Source organism: Stenotrophomonas sp. CCNWLW162 (assembly GCF_037203745.1).
GTDB classification, from domain to species: domain Bacteria; phylum Pseudomonadota; class Gammaproteobacteria; order Xanthomonadales; family Xanthomonadaceae; genus Stenotrophomonas; species Stenotrophomonas maltophilia_AQ.
The window spans coordinates 219,225-242,187 of sequence record NZ_JBBCBL010000005.1 but is presented as its reverse complement, the minus strand read 5'-3'; the positions used below and the strand labels follow the sequence as shown (position 1 = coordinate 242,187).

Here is a 22,963-nt window from a genome sequence, read left to right as displayed (position 1 = left end):
CCCGGTTGTGTTCGTTGTCTTTTTTTTTTTTTACCGGGGGGGGGGCGGCCCCTCCAACTGCTCGGGGGGGGGGGGGGGGGGGTGCGCGGGGGTGTCCGCGGCATGGATGCCGCGGCCAAGCCTCCAGGGATGGATTCATGGCGTCCCCCGCGAACCCACCCCGCCCCGCCAAGCGCGGCTTTTGATTTCAGCGACCAACCACGAGGGGCTCAGCCGTTCGCCGCCGCAAACTCCGGCCGCGTCAGATTGTCCGCTTCGCCCTCGGTGCAGAGCACTTCGTCTTCGATGCGGATGCCGCCGTACGGACGGAAGAAGTCCACCCGCTCCCAGTTGATCGCATCGCCATGGCCGGCGTCCTTTACTTCATTCAACAGCATGTCGATGAAGTACAGGCCGGGTTCGATGGTCACCACCATGCCCGGTTCCAGCACGCGGGTCAGGCGCAGGTACGGGTGGCCGGCCGGGCGCTCGATGCGGCCGCCTTCATCGCTGGCCGCGAAACCGGCCACGTCGTGTACCTGCAGGCCGATCAGGTGGCCGATGCCGTGCGGGAAGAACGCGGCGCTGACGCCGGTTTCCAGTGCGGTCTGCGGCGAGACCTTGATCACGCCGAAGTCCTTCAGCACGCCCATCAGCGAAAGATGCGCGTCCACGTGCAGCTGCTTGTAGTCGAAGCCCGGGCGCACCGCCGCGCACATCTGCTGCTGCGCGGCATCGACGGCAGCGATCATCGCCGCGAACTCGTCGTGGCCGTGTGCGGCGTAGGTACGGGTGATGTCGCTGGCGTAGCCGTGCGCGCTGGCGCCGGCATCGATCAGGAAGCTGCGCAGCGGCTGCGGCGCCTTGCGGCCCAGCTCGGTGTAATGCAGCACGGCGGCGTGTTCGTTCAGCGCCACGATGTTGCCGTACGGCAGCTCGGTGGCATCCTGGCCCACGGCCTGGCAGTACGCCATGTGGATGCTGAACTCGTCGGAGCCGTTGCGGAACGCGGCTTCGGCGGCGCGGTGGCCACGCACGCCCAGCACCTGCGCCTGGCGCATCAACGCGATTTCATACGGCGTCTTGCTGCCGCGGTGCCATTCCAGGTAGTTCACCACCGGTGCCGGGTTGTTCGGCACGTAACTGCCCAGCGCGCTCTGCGGCTCGCCGAGGATCGCGCAGCGCGACGGGTCGGCCGGCAGCAGCGCCAGCGCCTCTTCGGGCTTGCGGATGATGTGGATGTCGAAGTGCTCCACCCACCAGCCGCTGGGTGCGTCCGGTACCACGTGCCAGTAATCGAACGGCTGGTGGAAAATCACCGCCGGGCGCTTGCCGGGGGTGAACACGATCCAGCTGTTGGGCACGCGGGTCAGCGGCAGCCAGGCCTTGAACTGCGGGTTCACCGCGTACGGGTAGTCGCGGTCGTCGAACACCTGGTAGTGCAGGGTGCCGCTGGGCACCACCAGATGGTCGAGGCTGCCGCGGGCCAGCGCCTGTTCGGCGCGTCGGCACAGCACGGCCAGGTGGTCGGAATACAGGGCGCCGGGGTCTTGCTGGATCATTGCGGTGGCTCGACACGGAAAACGGCCCTAGATTCTGCCGCATACCGCGAAAAACCGCTGTGCCGGAACCGGCACTCAGGCCGTCGAAACCGGTCCCTCGTCGCTGTCCTCGCCTACCCATTGGCGCAGCAGCTGCCGATGTTCGCGTGACAGGGTCAGGAAGCGGAAGCCGGTCCAGCTCTGCCCGGGCGCGTGCGCCGGCTCGCTCCACAGCAGATGCACGCCGACGTCGATCGCTTCCTGGCGACCATCACCCATCGGCAGCGGGAAGCGCAGCTGGTACAGCGCATCTTCGCGCAGCGGGGCGCTGGCCAGCATCAGCATGCCGGTCTCGGAGACATTACCGAGCCGGCCGACCACGCATTCGCGCATCTGGTCGGTGACCGGCACCAGGTCCGAGACTTGGCGGCGCGGTGCGCGGCGCGTGTCCTGCGGTGGGACGGGTTTCATGCGTGGGTCTCCTGCGTGCGATCAGCGGCCAGTGCGCGCAATGCACCAAGGCTGGCCTGCCAGGCGCGGTCGACCAGCCGGCCCTTGTCCTCGGTGACCAGTTGCGCATGGCCAGCGCTGATCTGCCGGGCCAGCGTATCCAGGTCGGTGTCGGCGATCTTCTGCCCGCGTGCGTTGACCAGCAGCGCGTGGCCAGTCAGCAGGCTGTACCAGGACAGTCGCTGGCGGCGCAGCGTGCCGTCGTCGTTGCCGATATCGAACCAGCTGCCGAACGGCAGCGTCGACAGCTGCTGGTATGCCGCTTCTTCTGCACTGTTGCGCGGTGCGGTCGCCGCGGTACCGGCAGTCGTGCCGGCATGTTCACCCAGGCGTGCGCGCGCCTTCAGGCGAGCGCTCAGTTCGGTACGCGAGGTGCTGTCATCCTCACCACCGGGCGTGGCCAGGCGACGGGCGACGGCAGCAGCTTCCTCGGCGTGGTAACCAACCTGCAGCAAGGCCGCTTCGACCTCGGCGGCCAGTACCGTATCGGTGCCGGCAGCGGCACCCACCGGCTGTGCGGTCACCGCGGCGATGCGTTGGGTCTGCTGCAGGCGCTCCTGCCACTGCGGCGAGTCGTCGCCATGGCGCAGCCGGGTCAGGGTCAGGGCATCGGCCCAGGCCTGGCGCAACAGGGTCTGCACGAATCGCGGTGGCTCCTGCGCATCGCAGCACTGATCGATGCGGGCGCTGGCCTGGCGCCGGGCCAGTTCCAGCCGTTCCTTGCCGCGTGCGGCTTCCACGTGGCGGCGCTCGGCCAGTTCGGCACGATGCGCGGCGGCACGCTGGTGCTGCTGCACATCTTCATTGGCAGCGGCGAAGGCTTCCGGCGCGCGTGCATCCTGTCCAAGCAGGCCCTGCACGCTCTGCGCCATGCGCTGCAGCAGCTGCGGGTCGACATCATCGTCGCCCAGCCAGTTGGCACCGACTTCGGCGATCTGGTTGAGCAGCTCGCGCGCGGGATGTTCGTCGCGTACGAAGAAGCCCGGGTCGGCCATCGCAGCCCGCGCCAGCGGTACCTGCAGGCGCGCCAGCAGGGCGGCGGGTACCGGGTCGGGGCGCTGTTGCTGCTGCACCTGCTGCATCAGCATGCGCAGCAGGTCGAGGTTGTCGCGGTCATGGCTGCCCAACTGGGCCTGCGCGCCGTGTTCGCTGCGCAGTTGGGCGACAACGGCGGCCTGCAGGTTGGCCACGCCGGTGGCGGAACTGGACTGGGCCTGCAGGCGCGCGAGTACGGCGTCCACCGCAGCGCTGGGTACGGCATTGCTGTCCGCGGGTGCGGCGCTGGCATGGCGTGCCTGCTGCAACAGCTCATGCAGTGCGCTGCCGGTGGACGTGGTCAGTCCCGGCGTGGCGGCGGGGCCGGCAGCGCCGCCCTCGTTGAAGGCGTCCTGTACCAGGCTCGACCAGGAGCCCGAAGGGGCCGAACCGTTCCAGCCGGTCAGGGGCGCAGCGGCACGTTTGGCAGGCTGCGTGGTGCGGCCGCCACCTACCGACTGGGTGATGATCCGCCGCGTGCTCGAGGAACGCGCCAGATAGGGGGTGTAGACCAGCCCCGGCAGCACGCCGTGCTGGGCCAGCAGTGCATTGGCGCGGTCGAGTACATCGCCCAGCCGCTCCAGCACCTGCCGTTCAAAGCTGCGGTAAAGCGCCAGCTGCACCTCGGCGCCAAGCGCATCCTGTTCGGCCAGTCTGCGCACCATCGCGCACAGCGCCTGCGGCGCCAGTGGCAGGGTGTCGGCTTCGAAAGCCGGCGCTGCGGCCAGCACGCCCAGGCGTTGGCCCAGCAGGTTCAGCGTGTTGGTCGAACGCAGGGTTTCCCGCCGCACCATCTCGGTCAGCAGCAGGTCGCGGTCGACGTCATGCTCGGCTACCAGTGACAGCCCCAGCATGCCCGGCAGCGGTGGCGGAGCCGCGCTGGTCGTGGCGCCGGTGGGCGGCTCGCGCAGGCGTGCCAGTGCGTCGGCAACGGCATCGAGCATGCGGTCGGCGAAGTGACCGGAGAAGGTGTGCAGCTGGCCGCGTTGGGCCATCAGTTCAGATTGCTGCTGCGGATTGCGCGCACGGTCGGCGTCGTGCAGCAGGGTCTGCTCCAGTGCTTCGACGGTCAGGATCAGCGGCGCGGCCAGCGTTTGCCGGCACAGGCCGATCAACGCGCCCAGCAGTTCGCGCACCCGCGGTGGCAGGTCGCTCGCGGCCAGGCGGGCTTTGTCGGCAGGGGTGATGGAAAAGACAGCTGACATCGGCAGGCGGTACCCGGATTCCCGCGGATCGATCTGGTGAATCTACCGTGTCGGCCGCTGTCGGCGCTACTTTAGGGTGAATGTGCATCCCGTTCGCCAGGCATCGCCCGGCGGATGAACGGTAGTGCCGGCCACTGGCCGGCAACTCTGTCTTTACCGGATTGCCGGCCAGCGGCCGGCACTACCCATTACTCCAGGAAGCTCATTCCTCCAGGAACAGGCTCACCACATCGTTGGTGAAGCGCCGGCCCAGTTCGGTCGGCTGCACATGGCCATTGGTCACGTCCAGCCAGCCGCGCTGCACGGCCTCGGCCAGTGGTGCATCGAGCACGCTGCGTGGCAGCCCGGTGCGCGACTCGAAATCGCGCAGGCCAAAGCCTTCATGCAGGCGCAGCAGGTTCAGCATGTATTCGAAGGGCAGCCGCTCGGGTGCGATCACTTCGTCACCGCCGAACGAGGCTGGCGTGCCCGCGCTGTCCAGGTAGGCCTGCGGATGCTTGAGTTTCCAGCGCCGCAGCACGTGTTCCTCTGCACCGGAGCTGATCTTGCCGTGCGCGCCGGCACCGATGCCGAGATAGTCGCCGAAGCGCCAGTAGTTCAGGTTGTGCGCACTCTGCCGGCCGGGTCGGGCGTAGGCGCTCACCTCGTACTGGCCGAAGCCGGCCTGCGCCAGCAGCGCCTGGCAGTGCTCCTGCATGTCCCAGGCGTTGTCTTCGTCGGGAATGCCCTGCGGCGGTCGTGCGAAGAACACCGTGTTCGGTTCCAGCGTCAGCTGGTAATGCGAGATGTGCGCCGGCTGCAGCGCGAACGCACGTTCCAGGTCGGCCTCGGCACCGGCCAGGGTCTGTTCCGGCAGCGCGTACATCAGGTCGATGTTGAAGTTGTCATAGCCCGCGTCCTGCGCCATTTTCACGGCGCGTTCGGCCTCGCCGCTGTCATGGATGCGGCCCAGGCGCTTGAGCATCGCATCGTCGAAACTCTGGATGCCGAAGCTGAGGCGGTTCACGCCGGCCGCGCGGTAACGGTCGAAGCGGCCATGCTCGGCGGTGCCCGGGTTGGTTTCCAGGGTGATTTCGGCATTGGGCGCGAAGCGCAGGCGCGCGCTGGCCTGCTGCAGGAAGCGGTCGATCGCTTCCGGCGGGAACAGGCTGGGCGTGCCGCCGCCGAAGAACACGCTGTGCACCACCCGGCCCCAGACCAGCGGCAGATCCTGGTCGAGATCGCGCAGCAGTGCGTCGATGTAGGCGTCGAACGGCAGTTCGCCCTTGGCCTGGTGCGAATTGAAATCGCAGTACGGGCATTTGCGCACGCACCACGGCAGGTGCACGTACAGCGACAGCGGCGGCGGCACCAGTCGCGGCGGGCTGTCGTGGTCAGCGGAGCAGGCTTCGCCGGGCAGGTGGTTGCAGTGATCGTGGGCGTGCGGCATGGGTTTCTTCGGTAGTGCCGGCCGCTGGCCGGCTTCCCTGGGGAATCAGTAAGGCGTCAAAGCCAGGTCGCCAGCTGCTGCTTGAGCTGCTGCAGGGCGAGGGCACGGTGGCTGATGGCGTTTTTCAGGGCCGGCTCCATCTCCGCGGCAGTCAGGCCGTGGGTGGTATCCAGGAACACCGGGTTGTAGCCGAAACCATTCGTGCCACGCAGTTCGCGGATGATCTGCCCCTCCCAACGGCCTTCACAGATCAACGGCTGCGGGTCGGTGGCGTGACGCAGCAGCACGATCACCGCATAGAAGCGGGCGTCGCGCTGGCCATCGGGAATGTCCGCCATTGCCTCCAGCAGCTTGGCATTGTTGGCTGCGGCGTTGGTCGGGTGGCCGGCATAGCGCGCGCTGTACAGGCCCGGTGCACCGCCGAGGGCATCGACGATCAGGCCCGAATCATCGGCCAGCGCCGGCAGGCCGGTGGCTTCGCAGGCTGCGCGCGCCTTCAGCAGCGCGTTCTCGACGAAGGTCAGGCCGGTCTCTTCCACGTCGCCCAGGCCCAGCTCGGCGGCCGAGGTGATCTGCAGCGGCAGGTCGGCGAGGATCTCCTGCATCTCCACCAGTTTGCCGGCGTTGTGGCTGGCCAGTACCAGTTTCTTCATTGACGTGGCTCCAGCAGGTCCCAGGTGTTGCCATACAGGTCGCGGAACACCGCCACCGTTGCATAGGGTTCTTCGCGCGGCGCTTCCAGGAACTCGACACCAGCGGCCAGCATTGCCGCGTGGTCGCGGTGGAAGTCGTCGGTGTTGAGGAAGAAGGCGACGCGGCCACCGGTCTGGTTGCCGATGCGGCTGCGCTGTTCCTCATCGCTGGCGCGTGCCAGCAGCAGGGCGGCGGCGTTGCCGTCGGACGGACCGACCACCACCCAGCGCTTGTGGCCCTGGTCGATGTCTTCCAGCAGCGCGAAGCCGAGCTTGCCGGTGTACCAGGCAATGGCTTCGTCGTAGTCGGCCACCACCAGCGTGGTCAGGGCAAGACGCCGCTTCATGCCGACAGTGCCGCCTGCTGCGCGTCCAGCAGCTCGCGCACGCCCGTTTCGGCCAGGCCCAGCAGCGCATCCAGTTCATCGCGACGGAAGGCATGGCCTTCGGCGGTGCCCTGCAGTTCGATGAAGCCACCACCGTCGTTCATCACCACGTTCATGTCGGTGTCGCAGTCGCTGTCTTCAGCGTAGTCCAGGTCCAGCACCGGGGTGCCGCGGTAGACGCCCACCGACACGGCGGCCACCGCGCCCAGGATCGGGTTGCGCTTGATGTCGCCGCGCTTCATCAGCACGTTCACCGCATCGACCAGGGCCACGTAGGCGCCGGTGATGGCGGCGGTGCGGGTGCCGCCATCGGCCTGCAGCACATCGCAATCCAGGGTGATGGTGCGTTCGCCCAGCGCGTTGCGGTCCACGCAGGCGCGCAGGCTGCGGCCGATCAGGCGCTGGATCTCCAGCGTGCGGCCGCCCTGCTTGCCACGGGCCGCTTCACGGTCACTGCGGGTGTGGGTGGCGCGCGGCAGCATGCCGTATTCGGCGGTGACCCAGCCTTCGCCCTTGCCACGCAGGAAGCCCGGCACGCGGTTCTCGACGCTGGCGGTGCACAGCACGCGGGTTTCACCGAAGCACACCAGCACCGAACCTTCGGCGTGGCGGGTGAAGCCGCGTTGGATGACGACCGGGCGGAGCTGGTCGGGCTGGCGGCCGCTGGGGCGGGAATCGGACATGGTGCGGGTTCCGTAATGGCGAGGGAGTACGCCGCCACGCCCGCGGCCTTCACGGGGCGGGCAAGGGGGCTCTGGTGAGGGCGCTAGGGTACCATTCCCCCTTTGCACGCACCGGACACAATCCATGATTCGAAGCATGACCGCCTACGCCGGCGGCGAGCGGGTCACCCCGTGGGGCACGCTGGGCTGCGAGCTGCGCTCGGTCAACCACCGCTTCCTGGAGGTTGGTACGCGCCTGCCCGATGAACTGCGGGCGCTGGAACCGCAGCTGCGCGAGCGCATTGCCGCGCGCCTGAGCCGCGGCAAGCTGGATCTGGTGATGCGCCTGCGCGCGCCGGAAGCCGCCGCCAACCTGCAGGTGGACGAGGCCCTGCTGGGCCAGCTGGGTCGCCTGGCGCACCGCCTGACCTCCGATTTCCCCAACCTGCAGGTCAGCTTTACCGATCTGCTGCAGCTGCCGGGCGTCACCCGTGGCGAGGCCACCGATGCCGCTGCCCTGCAGGCAGAGGCACTGGCCCTGCTGGACCAGGTGCTGGACGGCTTCGTCGAGGCCCGCGAGCGTGAAGGCAGCAAGTTGTCCGCGGCCATCAGCGAGCGCGTGGACGGCATCGAGCGCATTGCAACGGAAGTGCGCACCCTGATTCCGGCCATTCGCGACGGCCAGCGCGCCAAGCTGGCCGCCCGACTGGCCGACCTGCCGCACCCGGTCGACCCGGGTCGTGCCGAGCAGGAACTGGTGCTGTGGCTGCAGAAGCTGGACGTGGATGAAGAACTGGACCGGCTGGGCAGCCACATTGTCGAGATCCGCCGCGTGCTCAAGCAGCGCGAGCCGGTCGGCCGCCGCCTGGACTTCCTGCTGCAGGAGTTCAATCGCGAAGCCAATACGCTGGGGTCCAAGTCGGTGGACAGCCGTACGTCCAATGCGGCGGTGGAGCTGAAGGTGCTGATCGACCAGATCCGCGAACAGGTGCAGAACATCGAGTGATGTTGCATCCAGTGATACAGCAGGGGCGCCTTCGGGCGCCCTTGTCGTTTCAGCGCATCAGCGCACGCTGACACCCGGTGTTCCCGCACTCAACCGCCCCACCACGGCCGCCTGGCCGAACCCCGCATCGCGGAAGCAGGCCAGCACCGCATCCACCGCTTCTGGGGCACAGGACACCAGCAGGCCGCCGCTGGTCTGCGGGTCGGTCAGCAGCGGCTGCCAATGGGCGGGCAAGCCCTCGGCGAAGCGCACCTCGGCGCCATACGAGGCCCAGTTGCGGTTGGAGGCGCCGGTTACGCAGCCACGTTGCAGCAGGTCCAGGGTCTGCGGCAGCAGCGGCACCCGTGCACTGTCCACCTCGGCAGCGACACCACTGGCGCGGCACACTTCCAGCAGGTGGCCGAGCAGGCCGAAGCCGGTGACGTCGGTCATGGCATGCACGCCGTCCAGCGCGGCCATCGGCACGCCCACGGCGTTCAGGCGGGTGGTCGACTCGATCATCTGCCGGTAGCCCTCGGCATCCAGCACTTCCTTCTTCAGTGCCGACGAATACACGCCCACGCCCAACGGCTTGCCCAGCACCAGCACGTCACCGGCGCGGGCATCGGCATTGCGCTTGAGTCGTTGCGGATCGAGCACGCCGATCGCGGCCAGGCCATAGATGGGTTCCACCGAATCGATGCTGTGGCCACCAGCGACCACGATGCCTGCGTCGGCGCAGGCGCGTTCGCCGCCCTGCAGGATGCCGCGGATGGTGTCCTGCGGCAGGGTATTGATCGGCATGCCGACGATGGCCAGCGCGAACAGCGGCCGCGCGCCCATTGCGTACAGATCCGACAATGCGTTGGTGGCAGCGATGCGACCGAAGTCGAACGGGTCGTCGACAATCGGCATGAAGAAGTCGGTGGTGGCGACGATCGCCTGATGGTCATCCAGGCGGTACACCGCGGCATCATCGCTGGTCTCGCGGCCGACCAGCAGTTCGGCCGGTGCGGGAAGTGCGGGAACCCCGCGCAACAGTTCGGTCAGCACGCCTGGCGCGATCTTGCAGCCGCAGCCACCGCCATGCGCGAGAGACGTCAGTCGTTGCGGGGCATCGGCCGTTGAAGGAGCGGGGAACTGCACGTGCGTGGCCATGCCGACATCTCCTGCGGAAACACGAATGGCGGAAGGCAGCAGGAGTCGAACCTACCAGGGAACGATCGACGCCCCCTACTGGGTTTGAAGCCCAGCCGCATGCCCGGATGCGCATGCCTTCCGAAAGTACGGCAATGCCGGTGGGCTCAGTCGCGGGCTGCATTCCACTGCAGGTCGCCGCGCGGCCGATGCTGGTCACCGACGCGTCGAGTGTAGCCAACGCGATTGAAGAACTCCAAGATCTGGATGCTGCGCTTGCGGCCGAGGCCGATGGCATCGCGGAACGCCGCCGCATCCACCGTGCCGCTGGCCTGTGACAGCTGCGCGACGATCGCGGCCAGCTCGGCGATGCGGGCCGGTGCATAGAACAGGTCGGGCACCACCTGGAACAGTTCACCACGCGCGGCAGCGCGGCGCAGGACCGCGCGGACCTCATCCTCGGGCAGGCCGATGTCGGCCGCCAGGGTACGTACCCACGGCGGATCGAAACCGCCCGCGTGCAGTTGCGGCAGCACGCGTTCGAGCAGCAGGCGTTCGCGTTCCGGCGGTGCGTGATCGTGGCCGGGCAAGCGCCACCATGCACCCGCGCGCTGCACGCTGCCATCGTCGAGCAGGTCCTGCAGCAGGGCGTTCCACAGGCTGGTTGCCAGCGCAGGCAGGGTGCTGCGCTGCAGGCGTCCACTGTCGACGCCGGGTTCGTCGGGGCGGCGCTCATGCCAGCCGCGCAGCGAGGTGAGCACCTGTTCGCGCAGCGCCTGCCAGTGCGGGGCAAGAATGATCACCGTGTCTTCGCGGGTAGTGATGCGGCGCGCGTCGTCGGGCAGGTCGATCCGGTCGGCGGCACGCCGGCAGTAGCGCTGCAGGGCGCCGAGGGGAATGCCGGCGGGTGCCTGCTGCAGCAGCGGGCCAACTCCAGCGGCGGCCGCCAGTTGCTCCAGCGCACCCAGCCACGCGAGCCGCGCCGGGCTGCGCCGACGCCGCTGCGGGGGATCTGGATCGAGCACGACACCACCGCCCAGGGTACGGGTCGCGGCCGAATCGCGGGCAATGAAGCGGTCGCCGCACATCGCGCAGACTGGTGCGTCGAACACCAGCTGCACCAACTGACCATCGCCGTGGTCATGGTCCTCCAGCAGCACCACGTGGGCCTGCCGGTGCATCGTGCCCCAGTGGATATGCAGTGGCGCCCAGTCGCGCAGAGGCGCTTCCCGCGCGGAAAGCCGCAGGCGCACATCGACACGGGTGGTGGCCAGCAGCGCGCGCGGGTCGGCGATCCAGTCGCCGCGCGTGATGTCGTCGCGGGCGATGGCTGCGAGGTTCAGCGCGCAGCGCTGCCCAGCCACTGCCTGTTCGCTGGCCTGGTTCTGCGCGTGGATGCTGCGCACGCGAACTTCAGTGGCGGCCGGCATCAGCTGCAGATGTTCGCCAACAGTAGCCACGCCGCCATGTACTGCGCCGGTCACCAGCGTGCCGTGGCCGGCCAGCGAGAACACGCGATCCACCGGCATGCGGAACAGTTCGCTGCGCAGCCCGGCCTGGCGCATGCTGGCACCATCCGCGGCCCATGCGTGCAGTCGGGTACGCAGCGCGCTGACGCCTGCGTCTTCAGGTGACGTGCTGTTGCAGGCGAACATGGGAGCGTCCTGCAGCGGCCTGCCGGCCAGCAATGCAGCGATCTCGATTTCGACCTGAGCGAGGCGTGCGGCATCCACGCGGTCGATCTTGGTCAGCGCCACCGCGCCACGGTCTACGCCCAACAGCTGCAGGATCGCCAGATGTTCGCGGGTCTGCGGCATCACACCGTCGTCGGCGGCAATTACCAGCAACGCGACGTCGATGCCGGTGGCGCCGGCCACCATGGCGTGTACGAAGCGCTCGTGGCCGGGCACATCGACGAAGCCAAGCGTGGCTGCTGGTCCTTGTCCGGCGGCGGCTTCAACGGGCACATAGGCGTAGCCCAGCTCAATCGATATGCCGCGCGTGCGCTCTTCCTGCAGGCGGTCGGTCTCGATGCCGGTCAGCGCCCGCACCAGGCTGGTCTTGCCATGGTCGATATGCCCGGCGGTGCCGACGATCATGCCTGCAGCGTGCTCCATTGCGCGAGGAAGGCGGCTTCGTCAGCAGGCTCGAGACAGCGCAGGTCCAGCCACAATGCGTCATCTGCGATGCGGCCCAGTACCGGCTGTGGCAGCTGGCGCAGGCGCTTGGCCAGGCGATCCAGTCCGCCACGGCGTGTACTGGTGACGCGCAGTCCGGCACTGGCCAGCTGTGCCTGCGGTTGCGCACCGCTGCCGATCTGGCTGTGCATCGCCGCGCGTTCAAGGCTGTGCTCCGAGGCCAGCCCGTCGCGCATCGGTTGCAGCAGGCGCTGTGCCTGCGCATCGATGTCGTCCTGCGTGCGAGACAGGGTGCGCAGGGTCGGCAGCCTGTGCGCCAGCAGCTCCGGCTCGCGGTACAGGGCCAGTACCGCTTCCAGCGCGGCCAGCCCCATCTTGTCCATGCGCAGTGCGCGCTTCAGTGGGTTGCGGTTGATCCGTGCGATCAGATCGGCGCGGCCGGCGATGATGCCGGCCTGCGGTCCGCCCAGCAGCTTGTCGCCGCTGAACGAAACCAGGTCGGCGCCGGCCGCCAGCGTTTCCTGCACGGTCGGCTCGTGCGGCAGGCCGAACAGGGCCAGATCGCACAGGCTGCCGCTGCCCAGGTCCACCACCAGCGGCAGGCCATGCTCGTGCGCGATCGCCGCCATCTTCGCGGTCTCGACCTTGGCGGTGAAGCCGGTGATCGCGTAGTTGCTGGCGTGAACCTCCATCAGCAGCGCAGTGCGCGCGCCGATGGCGTTGGCGAAGTCGGCCGGATGAGTGCGGTTGGTGGTACCCACTTCCAGCAACCGCGCGCCGGCGCTGCGCATCACATCGGGAATGCGGAAGGCACCGCCGATCTCCACCAGTTCGCCGCGCGACACCACCACGTCGCGCCGGTTGGCCAGGCTGTTGAGCAGCAGCAGGACCGCTGCCGCATTGTTGTTGACCACGGTTGCGGCTTCGGCGCCGGTCAATTCGCAGACAAGCGCCTGCACCCGTGCATCGCGGTCGCCGCGGCGGCCCCGGCTGATGTCGAATTCCAGATCGACCGGTGCGGTCATCGCACGCGCCACCGCCTGTACCGCAGTCTCGGGCAGCAGGGCGCGGCCCAGATTGGTGTGCAGCACGGTGCCGGTCAGGTTGTACATCGGCTGCAGGTCCAAGCGTGCATCGCCGGCGAGCGCTGCGTTGAGTGCGGCGACCAGCGCCGGGCCGTCAATGGCCTGCTGAAGTGCCTCGACCGAGAGCTGTGCGGCACCGATGCGCTCACGCAGCGCCTGCAGATGCACGCGCAGCAGCTGGGTGATGCGACTGCGCCCGTGGCCTTCAATCAGATCGGACAACGCCGGCAGTCGCAGCAGCCGATCCAGCGAGGGCAGGGCAGCGGCTGATGCTGGAGCAGGAGGCGTGCGTGGCATCGGTCAGTCGCCGTCGGCCTGCCACAGCAGCGGGTTCTGGCTGGCACGCGCGTAGCCTTCCTCGCCCAGCAGCAGGTCCAGTGCGAGGGTGCCCAGATCGTCGGCCACCGGCTCCAGCATCGGGTCTTTTTCCAGGTACAGGATCTTGCGGTAGCTGTGGCAGTGGTCGCAGGTCTCGGCACGCACCGCACTCTCGCGCACGGCGTGGCCGGCATCGCCATCCACATCGGCCAAGGCACGGTAGGCGATGTCTTTGCCGGCGGTGCCGCATTGACTGCACTGCACGCGCACGTAATGCCACTGGCAGGCGCACAACGCGCACGACAGGTAGCGATAGGACGCATAGGGTGGGCGTGCCTGCACCACGCTCACCACCGGCAGGGTGCCGCACAACGGGCACACCCCGGGTGCATCGGCCAGCGGCTTCAGATCGGCCGGGCGGAAGCTCTCGGCCAATACCGCCCAGTACACCTGCAGCGCCGTCATCACCAGCAGCGCAGCCACCGCATCCAGCGACGGTGCATCGTCCCGCTCCAGCACTGCGTGAGCCTGCGCATCCAGCCACGCGTCATCCGCAGCGGCAACGCGTTGCAGTTCCTGGCGGGTTTCCGCGGGCAGGCCGGCTTCATCGGCACAGTGTTGGCATAGCGTGCGCAACCAACCGTGCCAGCGGTCGTCGAGATGGAGAGTGTTGGCGGGACGCAGCGGCATGCCGGCGCCGGCCGCAGCGCTCGACTGTTGCGCGCGGGCCTGCACCTGCAGCGCTTCACGTTGCTGCGGCGTCAATTCATCCAGCAGCGCCTGCTGCGCATCGGCCAACGCCGCCAGCAACTGCAGGTAACCGCCGATGGCACTGTGCGTGGCCAGGCTGCGGAGGCGGGCCGCGCGATCGGCGAACAGGGACGCAGCATCGGGCAGGATGATGCGCGGAACATCGCGCGAGGCCAGCGTCTCGATTTCACCGGGTTCAAGGATGCGTTGCGCCATGCAGGGCCAGCCGGAAGAACCAGCCTCCATCCTCGCCGTTGTCGGCGCTGGCGTCCAGCGTGCTGCCGGCCATTTGAAAGGATGGGTCAGATCCGTTTTCCAGAGGAAAACGGATCTGACCCCATCGGTCGTTGCCGTGTTCATCGTGTCGACCAAGGTCGACACCCACCAAGAGCAACGCAGAACGCCGTCCCGACAGATCGCAGGAAACTGTCGAAGGCGGGGTGGGTCCGGTTGCGGGGGCGTGAGCCGCATGGATGCGGCGACCGAGCTTACATGGACGTACTTGCAGCGGCCCCCGCAAACGGACCCACCCCGCCATCCCCAGGAAACCCGCTTTTGCCGTTGACGTTGACGTTGATTTTGCGGGTGCAGGGCCGCAGGCCCTGTCGTCAACCCTCTCCCCGCCGCCCGCGCAGGATGTCCCGGAACCACTGCCGGTGGTGCTTGTACGCCCACCCATAGGTCACCTTGCCCTGGGTCATCGCCCGCACCGAGCCCTTGATCCAGATCGCCGCGTAGATGTGCACCACGATCGCGCATACCAGCACCCAGCCGAACAGCGCATGGGCAAGTACCGAGAAGCGGATCACCCCGATCGGGAAGAAGTGGCTGAAGTACTGCCGCCAGATCACGAAGCCGGTCAGCAGCAGCGCCGACAGGCAACCGATGATGGCCCAGAACAGCAGCTTCTGGCCGGCATTGAAGCGCCCCACCGGCGGCAGCTTCTCGTCCTCGTTGCGCAGCACATCGCGCATGCCACGCATCCACTTGCCGTCGTCGGCGGTCGGCAGGTTGTCGCGCCACATGCGGAACGCCAGCAAGGCGAAGCCCACCACCATCGCCAGGCCGATGAACGGGTGCAGGATGCGCGTCCACGGCCCGCCGCCGAACAGCTGGGTCAGCGGGAACAGGGCAGGGTGGAACAAGGCCAGCCCGGACAGCGCGGTCAGCACGAAGCAGATCGCCACGATCCAGTGGTTGATGCGGGTCGGTGCGCGGTAGCGCACGATCTGCCGCGGGTGCGGGGCGTACTTCATGGCCGCTGCTCCTCTTCGATCTTCTTCGCCTCGTGCTCGGCCTCTTCTTCTTCCTCATCGTTCACCGTGTTGCGGCCGATGCCGATGTAATGCAGGAAGCCGGCGAAGGCGGTGGCGGCGATCGCCAGAACGCCCAGCGGCTTGGCCACGCCCTTCCACACCTCCACCATCGGGCTGATGCGCGGGTCCTTGGGCAGGTCGGCGTACAGCTCGGGCTTGTCCACGTGCTGCAGCACATACATCACGTGGGTTCCGCCGACGCCCTGCGGGTCGTACAGGCCAGCGTTTTCGTAGCCACGCGATTTCAGGTCTTCCACGCGCCCCGCGGCATGCTCGGTCATCGCCTGCTTGCTGCCGAAGGTGATCGCACCGGTCGGGCAGGTCTTCACGCAGGCCGGTTCCTGGCCCACCGCCACCCTGTCCGAACACAGCGTGCACTTGTAGGCCTTGTGGTCCTTCTTGGAAATGCGCGGCACGTCGAACGGGCAGCCGGTCACGCAGTAGCCGCAGCCGATGCAGTTCTCTTCCTGGAAGTCGACGATACCGTTGGCGTACTGGATGATCGCACCCGGTGACGGGCAGGCCTTCAGGCATCCCGGGTCGGCGCAGTGCATGCAGCCTTCCTTGCGGATCAGCCACTCCAGCTTGCCTTTCTCGTCCTCGTACTCGCGGAACTTCATCACCGTCCACGACTGGTCGCTCAGGTCGGGCGGGTTGTCATAGCTGCCAACGCAGCTGCCGACCTCGTCGCGCAGGTCGTTCCACTCCATGCAGGCGACCTGGCAGGCCTTGCAGCCGATGCACTTGCTCACATCGATCAGCTTGGCGACCTGGCCGGTGTGCGCACCACGTGCCTCCGGCGAGGGCGTGGTGGTGGCCGAGCGGCGGATGATATCCAGCGATTGCAGTGACATGGCGTGTCTCCTACACCTTCTCGACCTTGACCAGGATGCACTTCGATTCGGGCGTCTGCGAGTTGCCGTCACCGATGGCGTTGGTCAGCGTATTGGCGATGTATCCGGGCTTGGCCGCACCGAGGAAGCCCCAGTGGATCGGCACGCCCACCTGGTGCACGGTTTTGCCATCAATCTGCAGGGCCTTGATGCGCTTGGTCACCATCGCCACCGCTTCGATGTGGCCGCGCTTGGAACTGACCCGCACGCGGCTGCCGTTGTTGATGCCCAGCTCGTCGGCCAATGCCGCGCCGATTTCGACGAACTGCTCGGGCTGGATGATGGCGTTGAGCTTGCCGTGCTTGGTCCAGAAGTGGAAATGCTCGGTCAACCGGTAAGTGGTGGCCACATGCGGGAACTCATCCGGCGAACCGATCTGTGCACGATCGCTGTCGAACACACGGGCCGCCGGGTTGTTCAGCGTCAGTGCCTGGCCAGGGCTGAGCGGGTTGCTGCGCAGCGGTGTATCGAAAGGTTCGTAGTGCTCCGGGAACGGGCCCTCGGCCATGCCTGCCTTGGCGAAGAAGCGGGCAATGCCTTCCGGGTTCATGATGAACGGACCCATGCCGCCGGCGGGATCTTCGTCGGCCTTGAAGTCCGGCACGTCCACGCTGCCCCAGTTCCTGCCGTTCCAGGCGAGCAGTGTGCGCCGCGGATCGAACGGCTGGCCGGCCACGTCGCACGAGGCGCGGTTGTACATCACGCGGCGATTGGCCGGCCACGCCCAGGCCCAGCCCAGCGTGTTGCCGATGCCGGTGGGGTCGCTGTTGTCACGCCGCGCCATCATGTTGCCGGTCGGGCCCCAGGCACCGATGTAGATCCAGCAGCCGGAGGCGGTGCTGCCGTCGTCGCGCAGGTCGCCGAACGCGGCCAGCTGCTCGCCGGCCTTGCGCACCAGCTTGGTCGGGTCCTTCGGATCGAACACGTCCACCAGCGCCTTGCCGTTGTACTCCATCGCCAGTTCTTCCGGCGTCGGCAGTTCCGGGTTGGAATACTTCCAGGCCAGGTCGCGCACTGGCTCCCACCACGCACCACCGTCCTTTTCGTACATCGCTTTGATGCGATGGAACAGTTCGGACATGATCTCGATGTCGCTGCGCGCTTCGCCCGGCGGATTGGCCCCCTTCCAGTGCCACTGCAGCCAGCGCGAGGAATTCACCACCGCGCCGTTTTCCTCGGCGAACGAGGTGGTCGGCAGGCGGAACACTTCGGTCTGGATCGTGCCCGGGTCGACGTCGTTCAACGCGCCGTGGTTCTGCCAGAACGCGATGGTCTCGGTTTCCAGCGGGTCCATGCTGACCATGAACTTGAGCTTGGAGAACGCGCTGATCAGCTTGCCCTTGTTCGGCGCCGAGGCCAGCGGATTGAAGCCCTGGCAGATGTAGCCGTGGATCTTGCCTTCGTTCATCAGCTCGTACGCCTGCAGCATGTCGTACGGTTTGTCGAGCTTGGGCAGATGGTCGAAGCACCAGTTGTTGTCGGCGGTGGCGGCGTCGCCCCACCACGACTTCATCAGGCTGACGTGGAACTTCGGGTAGTTCTGCCAGAACGACATCTGGTTGGCGCGCAGGGGCTTCTGCGTGCGCTTGGCGATGTAGGCGTCGTAGTCCTGCTCGTCCTGCTTCGGCAGGGTCAGGTAGCCGGGCAGCAGGTCGGACATCAGGCCGATGTCGGTCAGGCCCTGGATGTTGGAATGCCCGCGCAGCGCGTTCATCCCACCGCCGGCCACGCCGATGTTGCCCAGCAGCAGCTGCACCATGGTGCCGGCACGCACGTTCTGTGCGCCCACCGAGTGCTGCGTCCAGCCCAGCGCGTACAGGATGGTCATCGCCTTGTCCTTGCCGGCGGTGGACGCGATCATGTCCCAGACCTGGCGGATGCTGTCGGCCGGCGTGCCGCAGATACGTTCGACCATCTCCACGGTGTAGCGCGCGTAGTGCTGCTTGAGCAGGGTGTAGACGCAGCGCGGGTCCTTCAGCGTCGGGTCGCTGCGCACGAAACCGTCATCGCCGTACACGTAGTCCCAGCTGGAACGGTCGTAGCTGCGCTTCTCCTCGTTGTAGCCCGAATACAGGCCGTCCTTGAAGGCGAACTCGTCCTTCACCAGGAACGACATGTCGGTGTAGTTCAGCACGTACTCGTGCTGGATGCGGTCTTCTGTCAACAGATAGTTGATCAGGCCGCCCAGGAACACGATGTCGGTGCCGGTGCGGATCGGCGCGTATACGTCGGCCACCGCGGCCGAGCGGTTGAAACGCGGATCGACCACGATCAGGCGTGCCTTGTTGTGGGCCTTGGCCTCGGTCACCCATTTGAAACCGCACGGGTGTGCCTCGGCGGCATTGCCACCCATGATCAGCACCAGGTCGGCATTCTTGATGTCGACCCAGTGATTCGTCATCGCACCACGGCCTAGCGTCGGGGCAAGACCTGCCACCGTCGGGCCGTGTCAGACACGTGCCTGGTTGTCGAATGCCAACATGCCAAGCGAGCGCACGACCTTGTGGGTCAGCACCGCGGTTTCATTGCTGGTGGCCGAGGCGGCCAGCATGCCGGTGGTCAGCCAGCGGTTGACCGTCTGCCCGGCCTCGTTCTTCTGCACGAAGTTGGCATCGCGGTCTTCCTTCATCAGCCGGGCGATGCGGTCCAGCGCATCGTCCCAGCTCAGCCGCTTCCACTCGTTCGAGCCCGGCGCGCGGTACTCGGGGTAGAGCAGGCGCGACTTGCTGTGGATGATGTCGGCCAGGCCGGCACCCTTCGGGCACAGCGTGCCGCGGTTGACCGGATGGTCCGGGTCGCCCTCGATATGGAAGATGCTCGGCTCGGCGTTCTTGGCGCCATCGCCGAGGCTGTACATCAGGATGCCGCAGGCCACCGAACAGTACGTACAGGTGTTGCGGGTCTCGGTCGCGCGGGTCAGCTTGTACTGCCTGACCTCCGCGAGCGCGATGCCGGGCGCGAAGCCCATCAATGCCAGACTGGAGCCGACCAGGGTTGTCCCGGTCACTTTCAGGAACTGGCGGCGGCTCATCGAGGGCATGCCGTTCTCCTGGGATGGCGAGGAGGCGCAGGCCTCCGGGCTGTCGGTGGGTACGGCCCGGTTATAGCACAGGCCCCCGCACGCCCATGTGGCACAAGGCCCTGCACCCTGCTGGCCGGGCGCGGAAAGGGGCGCCTCTGCTAAAGTTGCGTGCCCGCACCCCGGGGAGCCGTCTGCCGGGCCTGGTTCCAGGATGTTCCGCGCAGCCCCCGCCGTCCTGGCGCGATCCTCCGCGCCGGATCTGGAACACTGAGGAAAAATTTTGCGAAATCAACCAGTTGGGTTCCGCGCATGAGCGCCCCGTCGAAGCCGTCGGACGCCGTTGCGCGCGGCACGCTGTACATCGTTGCCGCCCCCTCCGGTGCCGGCAAGAGCAGCATCGTCAATGCCACCCTGGCGCGTGATCCGCAGATCGCCCTGTCGATCTCCTTCACTTCGCGCGCGATGCGCCCGGGTGAAGTGAACGGCCAGCACTACCACTTCGTCAGTGCCGAGAAGTTCGAGCAGATGATCGCTGCCGGCGACTTCTTCGAGCATGCCTGGGTGCACGGCGACTGGAAGGGCACCGCCCGCCAGTCGGTGGAACCGCAGCTGGCTGCCGGCCAGGACGTGCTGCTGGAAATCGACTGGCAGGGCGCGCAGCAGGTACGCCAGCTGGTGCCGGGCACGGTCACCGTGTTCATCCTGCCGCCGTCCAAGCAGGCCCTGCAGGACCGCATGCGCAAGCGCGGCCAGGACAGCGAGGCGGTCATCGCCCAGCGCCTGGGTGCCGCCCGTGACGAGATGCTGCACTTCAACGAGTTCGACTACGTCATCGTCAACGAGGTGTTCGACACCGCCGTGGACGAGCTGTGTGCCATCTTCACCGCCAGCCGCCTGCGCCGGGAGGCCCAGAAGGTCCGCCACGCCGGCCTGATCCAAGCGCTGCTGACCCCTGATCCGGGCGCAACTGACTGATTCCAAAAGAATCGGGTGGGGGTTGGCTTGATTTTGTCCAGCCCCTGCCAGTACACTCCGTCCCCTTTCCCTCATTCGACTGAGCGGCCGACCGGTCGCCGGGAGCCCGTATGGCCCGCATCACCGTAGAAGATTGCCTGGAAGTCGTTAACAACCGTTTCGAACTGGTCATGATGGCTTCCAAGCGTGCCCGCCAGCTCGCCAACGGCGTGCAGGCCACGCTGGACAACAGCGAGACCGAGGACAAGCCGACCGTGCTGGCACTGCGCGAAATCGCCGCCCGCAAGATCGACAACGCGCTGATCGACGAAGTCGAGAAGGCCGAGCGTGAGCGCGCCGAGCGCGAAGCGCTGGAGTGGGCCGCCGCCGAAGTGGTCGCCGACGAAGACATGTCCAAGAACGACGATTGATCGCATCGATCAAGGTCATTGCTGGATACGCCGAACAGCCCGCCCCGTGCGGGCTGTTTCGCATTCAGGATTTGCCGTAAACGGCGCACTGGCATAGGCTTCGGGCATGAACCCAGGCCCCACTGCCAAGGTCGCCGCAGTCCCCGCTGCCGCCGTACCCGACTACGTCCTCCAGCTTGAACGCGCCGCCCACTACCTGCCGCCCGAGCAGCTGCCGCTGCTGCGCCGCGCCTGGGAAGTTGGAGCCGCCGCGCATGCTGGGCAGACGCGCAAGTCGGGCGAGCCCTATATCACCCATCCGGTGGCCGTGGCCCAGGTGCTGGCCGAGCTGGGCCTGGACGTGGAAGCGCTGATCGCCGCGATCCTGCACGACACCATCGAAGACACCCCCCTGACCCGTGAGGCGCTGGCGGCCGAGTTCGGTGAGGCCGTGGCCGAGCTGGTCGACGGCGTGACCAAGCTGGACAAGCTGAAGTTCCGCGACCGCCAGGAGGCTGCCGCCGAGAGCTTCCGCAAGATGCTGCTGGCGATGTCGCGCGACCTGCGCGTGATCATGATCAAGCTGGCCGACCGCCTGCACAACATGCGCACGCTGGGCGCGCAGAGCCGCGAGGCACGTGGCCGCATTGCCCGCGAGACGCTGGAGATCTACGCGCCCATCGCCCAGCGCCTGGGCATGAGCCTGGTCAAGAGCGAACTGCAGAACCTCGGGTTCAAGGCGCTGTATCCGTGGCGCCATGCCATCCTGGAAAAGCACATCCGCAGTCAGCCGGTGGTGCGCCGCGAGGCGCTGGCGCAGGTGGAAGTGCAGTTGTCGCAGCGCCTGGCCAAGGAGGGCATCGAGCACCGCCTGGTCAGCCGCATCAAGACGCCGTGGAGCATCTACAACAAGATGCACGAAGAGAACAAATCCTTCGATCAGGTGATGGATGTGTTCGGTTTCCGCCTGGTCGTGCGCAGCGTGCCCAGCTGCTACCACGCGCTGGGTTCGGTGCACGCTACCTTCAAGCCGCTGGATGGGCGCTTCCGCGACTTCATCGCCATTCCCAAGGCCAACGGCTACCAGTCGCTGCACACGGTGCTGTTCGGGCCGTATGGCTCGCCGATCGAAGTGCAGATCCGTACCGAGGAAATGGACCTGATCGCCGAACGCGGTGTGGCCGCGCACTGGACCTACAAGTTCGGTGGTGATTCGCCCAACAGCGCACAGAGCCGCGCACATGCCTGGATCGTCGAACTGATCGACTCGCAGCGCGCTGCCGGTTCCTCGCTGGAGTTCCTCGACAACGTGAAGGTCGACCTGTTCCCGGACGAGGTCTACCTTTTCACGCCGAAGGGCAAGATCCTGGCGTTGCCGCGCAACTCCACCGCGCTCGACTTCGCCTACGCCGTGCATACCGACGTCGGCAACATGGCCGTGGCCTCGCGCGTGGACAAGAAACTGGTGCCGTTGCGGACCAAGCTGGTGTCGGGCCAGTCGGTAGAGATCATCACCGCGCGCTCGGCCACGCCGAAACCGCAGTGGCTGGAATTCGTGGTCACCAGCAAGGCACGCACCGCCATCCGCCACCAGCTCAAGCAGCTGGAGCACGAAGACGCCGTGCAGCTGGGGCACCGCATGCTCGACCGCGCGCTGGAAGCGATGGACAGCTCGCTGGAGCGGCTGCCGAAGGGACGCCTGGATGCGTTCCTGGCCGAGCACCGGTTCCCGCGCCTGGAGGCGCTGCTGGCCGAAGTCGCGCTGGGCAACTGGATGCCGACCCAGGCCGCACAGGCGCTGATGGCCTACGCCGAACTGCGGGGCGGCCCGCATTCGCGCCACCACTCGCAGGAGAAGATCCTGATCAACGGCAGCGAACGCGGCGTGGTCACCTTCGCCGGCTGCTGCCAGCCGATTCCCGGCGACGAGATCATGGGCTACCACACCGCCGGCAAGGGCATCGTGGTGCACCGCATGGACTGCCCGAACCTGGCCGAACTGCGCAAGTCACCCGAGCGCTGGGTGCCGATCGGCTGGGATACCACCGTTTCCGGGGACTACGACACCTCGCTGGTGGTGGAAGTGGAGAACGGCACCGGCGTGCTGGCGCAGCTGGCCGCGGCCATCGCGCAGAGCCACTCCAACATCGAGCGCGTGGACTACCTGGACCGCGACTTCAACGCCGCCGTGCTGGCGTTCAACATCCAGGTACGCGACCGCAACCACCTGGCCGAAGTGATGCGCCGCCTGCGCCGCCTGTCGGTCGTTCAGGCCGTGCGCCGCCAGTAACGCGAACCCGGGGTCGGATCCCTCTCCAACGGAGAGGGCTCTGACCCCATTGAATCCCGCTGCAGGTCCACGCCATTCGTGGATGCTTCCGGTAGTGCCGGCCGCTGGCCGGCAACTTCGCGGTGCTTCCGACGTTCATGAGGTTGCCGGCCAGCGGCCGGCACTACCGAAGCGGCGCGGTAGATCCACGCCATGCGTGGATGCGCGCCCACCCGGTACAATCACC

Annotated in this window: 18 protein-coding genes and 1 tRNA gene; 4 read left to right on the top strand and 15 right to left on the bottom strand. The window is 67.3% G+C overall.

The window, feature by feature from the left end; all coding sequences use genetic code 11:
- Positions 1-209: 209 nt before the first annotated feature.
- The 7 genes from pepQ to rph all read right to left on the bottom strand — a co-directional run bounded on the left by pepQ (position 210) and on the right by rph (position 7,460).
- Positions 210-1,541: a Xaa-Pro dipeptidase gene (gene pepQ, locus V9K93_RS16040; protein WP_295380225.1), complete on the bottom strand. Its 1,332-nt coding sequence runs from the start codon at positions 1,539-1,541 to the stop codon at positions 210-212.
- Positions 1,542-1,616: 75 nt separating this feature from the next.
- The gene (locus V9K93_RS16035; RefSeq protein WP_046986667.1) at positions 1,617-1,991 is read right to left on the bottom strand and encodes a PilZ domain-containing protein; all 375 of its coding nucleotides are present in this window, start codon (positions 1,989-1,991) and stop codon (positions 1,617-1,619) included.
- A complete protein-coding gene (locus tag V9K93_RS16030; RefSeq protein WP_136640009.1) occupies positions 1,988-4,270 on the bottom strand; it encodes a DUF1631 family protein in 2,283 nt (760 codons plus the stop codon). Before V9K93_RS16030 ends, V9K93_RS16035 begins: the two co-directional genes overlap by 4 nt.
- Before the next feature lie 202 nt (positions 4,271-4,472).
- Positions 4,473-5,699 (bottom strand): radical SAM family heme chaperone HemW, encoded by a 1,227-nt coding sequence (hemW, locus tag V9K93_RS16025; protein ID WP_046986669.1) that lies wholly within the window; start codon positions 5,697-5,699, stop codon positions 4,473-4,475.
- A 56-nt stretch (positions 5,700-5,755) separates the two neighbouring features.
- A complete protein-coding gene (gene rdgB / locus V9K93_RS16020) occupies positions 5,756-6,352 on the bottom strand; it encodes an RdgB/HAM1 family non-canonical purine NTP pyrophosphatase (RefSeq protein ID WP_337302873.1) in 597 nt (198 codons plus the stop codon).
- Positions 6,349-6,738 (bottom strand): VOC family protein, encoded by a 390-nt coding sequence (locus V9K93_RS16015; RefSeq protein WP_046986671.1) that lies wholly within the window; start codon positions 6,736-6,738, stop codon positions 6,349-6,351. The genes rdgB and V9K93_RS16015 overlap by 4 nt, the downstream gene beginning before the upstream one ends.
- Positions 6,735-7,460 (bottom strand): ribonuclease PH, encoded by a 726-nt coding sequence (gene rph / locus V9K93_RS16010; RefSeq protein WP_046986672.1) that lies wholly within the window; start codon positions 7,458-7,460, stop codon positions 6,735-6,737. The genes V9K93_RS16015 and rph overlap by 4 nt, the downstream gene beginning before the upstream one ends.
- Before the next feature lie 124 nt (positions 7,461-7,584).
- Here rph and V9K93_RS16005 point away from each other — a divergent pair, with 124 nt between their 5' ends.
- A complete protein-coding gene (locus V9K93_RS16005; RefSeq protein WP_046986673.1) occupies positions 7,585-8,445 on the top strand; it encodes a YicC/YloC family endoribonuclease in 861 nt (286 codons plus the stop codon).
- Between the two features lie 57 nt (positions 8,446-8,502).
- Here the strand turns inward: V9K93_RS16005 and selD are convergent, their stop codons facing one another.
- The 8 genes from selD to fdnG form a co-directional block, all read right to left on the bottom strand.
- Positions 8,503-9,582 (bottom strand): selenide, water dikinase SelD, encoded by a 1,080-nt coding sequence (gene selD / locus V9K93_RS16000; protein ID WP_337302872.1) that lies wholly within the window; start codon positions 9,580-9,582, stop codon positions 8,503-8,505.
- A gap of 26 nt (positions 9,583-9,608) precedes the next feature.
- Positions 9,609-9,704 (bottom strand) — tRNA-Sec (locus V9K93_RS15995).
- 24 nt (positions 9,705-9,728) lie between these two features.
- Positions 9,729-11,660: a selenocysteine-specific translation elongation factor gene (gene selB, locus V9K93_RS15990; RefSeq protein ID WP_337302871.1), complete on the bottom strand. Its 1,932-nt coding sequence runs from the start codon at positions 11,658-11,660 to the stop codon at positions 9,729-9,731.
- Positions 11,657-13,081 (bottom strand): L-seryl-tRNA(Sec) selenium transferase, encoded by a 1,425-nt coding sequence (gene selA / locus V9K93_RS15985; RefSeq protein WP_253079569.1) that lies wholly within the window; start codon positions 13,079-13,081, stop codon positions 11,657-11,659. The genes selB and selA overlap by 4 nt, the downstream gene beginning before the upstream one ends.
- A gap of 3 nt (positions 13,082-13,084) precedes the next feature.
- Positions 13,085-14,068: a formate dehydrogenase accessory protein FdhE gene (fdhE, locus tag V9K93_RS15980; RefSeq protein WP_253079570.1), complete on the bottom strand. Its 984-nt coding sequence runs from the start codon at positions 14,066-14,068 to the stop codon at positions 13,085-13,087.
- A 392-nt stretch (positions 14,069-14,460) separates the two neighbouring features.
- The gene (locus V9K93_RS15975; protein ID WP_046987320.1) at positions 14,461-15,108 is read right to left on the bottom strand and encodes a formate dehydrogenase subunit gamma; all 648 of its coding nucleotides are present in this window, start codon (positions 15,106-15,108) and stop codon (positions 14,461-14,463) included.
- Positions 15,105-16,022, bottom strand: a complete 918-nt coding sequence (gene fdxH, locus V9K93_RS15970; RefSeq protein ID WP_006389637.1) for a formate dehydrogenase subunit beta — start codon at positions 16,020-16,022, stop codon at positions 15,105-15,107. Before fdxH ends, V9K93_RS15975 begins: the two co-directional genes overlap by 4 nt.
- 10 nt (positions 16,023-16,032) lie before the next feature.
- Entirely contained in the window at positions 16,033-19,101 is a 3,069-nt protein-coding gene (gene fdnG, locus V9K93_RS15965; RefSeq protein ID WP_136639496.1) for a formate dehydrogenase-N subunit alpha, read from the bottom strand.
- 291 nt (positions 19,102-19,392) lie between these two features.
- Between fdnG and gmk the strand changes: the two genes are divergently transcribed.
- From gmk to V9K93_RS15950, 3 genes are all read left to right on the top strand, one after another.
- On the top strand, positions 19,393-20,058 hold the full coding sequence (gene gmk, locus V9K93_RS15960) for a guanylate kinase (RefSeq protein ID WP_005410878.1): 666 nt from the start codon (positions 19,393-19,395) through the stop codon (positions 20,056-20,058).
- A 110-nt stretch (positions 20,059-20,168) separates the two neighbouring features.
- Complete coding sequence (gene rpoZ / locus V9K93_RS15955) at positions 20,169-20,468, top strand: DNA-directed RNA polymerase subunit omega (protein ID WP_005410877.1); 300 nt, start codon at positions 20,169-20,171, stop codon at positions 20,466-20,468.
- Between the two features lie 106 nt (positions 20,469-20,574).
- Positions 20,575-22,737, top strand: coding sequence for a RelA/SpoT family protein (locus V9K93_RS15950; RefSeq protein ID WP_046987317.1), 2,163 nt, complete (start codon positions 20,575-20,577; stop codon positions 22,735-22,737).
- Positions 22,738-22,963 lie beyond the last annotated feature (226 nt).

What these genes read in the sequence shown, in the direction of transcription:
- V9K93_RS16005 (WP_046986673.1), top strand. Translation starts at nt 7,585, where the DNA reads ATGATTCGAAGCATGACCGCCTACGCCGGCGGCGAGCGGGTCACCCCG.
- V9K93_RS15950 (WP_046987317.1), top strand. Translation starts at nt 20,575, where the DNA reads ATGAACCCAGGCCCCACTGCCAAGGTCGCCGCAGTCCCCGCTGCCGCC.
- rdgB (WP_337302873.1), bottom strand. Translation starts at nt 6,352, where the DNA reads ATGAAGAAACTGGTACTGGCCAGCCACAACGCCGGCAAACTGGTGGAG.
- fdxH (WP_006389637.1), bottom strand. Translation starts at nt 16,022, where the DNA reads ATGTCACTGCAATCGCTGGATATCATCCGCCGCTCGGCCACCACCACG.
- selD (WP_337302872.1), bottom strand. Translation starts at nt 9,582, where the DNA reads ATGGCCACGCACGTGCAGTTCCCCGCTCCTTCAACGGCCGATGCCCCG.
- fdhE (WP_253079570.1), bottom strand. Translation starts at nt 14,068, where the DNA reads ATGGCGCAACGCATCCTTGAACCCGGTGAAATCGAGACGCTGGCCTCG.
- rph (WP_046986672.1), bottom strand. Translation starts at nt 7,460, where the DNA reads ATGTCCGATTCCCGCCCCAGCGGCCGCCAGCCCGACCAGCTCCGCCCG.
- V9K93_RS16015 (WP_046986671.1), bottom strand. Translation starts at nt 6,738, where the DNA reads ATGAAGCGGCGTCTTGCCCTGACCACGCTGGTGGTGGCCGACTACGAC.
- rpoZ (WP_005410877.1), top strand. Translation starts at nt 20,169, where the DNA reads ATGGCCCGCATCACCGTAGAAGATTGCCTGGAAGTCGTTAACAACCGT.
- V9K93_RS16035 (WP_046986667.1), bottom strand. Translation starts at nt 1,991, where the DNA reads ATGAAACCCGTCCCACCGCAGGACACGCGCCGCGCACCGCGCCGCCAA.
- V9K93_RS16030 (WP_136640009.1), bottom strand. Translation starts at nt 4,270, where the DNA reads ATGTCAGCTGTCTTTTCCATCACCCCTGCCGACAAAGCCCGCCTGGCC.
- selB (WP_337302871.1), bottom strand. Translation starts at nt 11,660, where the DNA reads ATGATCGTCGGCACCGCCGGGCATATCGACCATGGCAAGACCAGCCTG.
- gmk (WP_005410878.1), top strand. Translation starts at nt 19,393, where the DNA reads ATGAGCGCCCCGTCGAAGCCGTCGGACGCCGTTGCGCGCGGCACGCTG.
- selA (WP_253079569.1), bottom strand. Translation starts at nt 13,081, where the DNA reads ATGCCACGCACGCCTCCTGCTCCAGCATCAGCCGCTGCCCTGCCCTCG.
- hemW (WP_046986669.1), bottom strand. Translation starts at nt 5,699, where the DNA reads ATGCCGCACGCCCACGATCACTGCAACCACCTGCCCGGCGAAGCCTGC.
- pepQ (WP_295380225.1), bottom strand. Translation starts at nt 1,541, where the DNA reads ATGATCCAGCAAGACCCCGGCGCCCTGTATTCCGACCACCTGGCCGTG.
- V9K93_RS15975 (WP_046987320.1), bottom strand. Translation starts at nt 15,108, where the DNA reads ATGAAGTACGCCCCGCACCCGCGGCAGATCGTGCGCTACCGCGCACCG.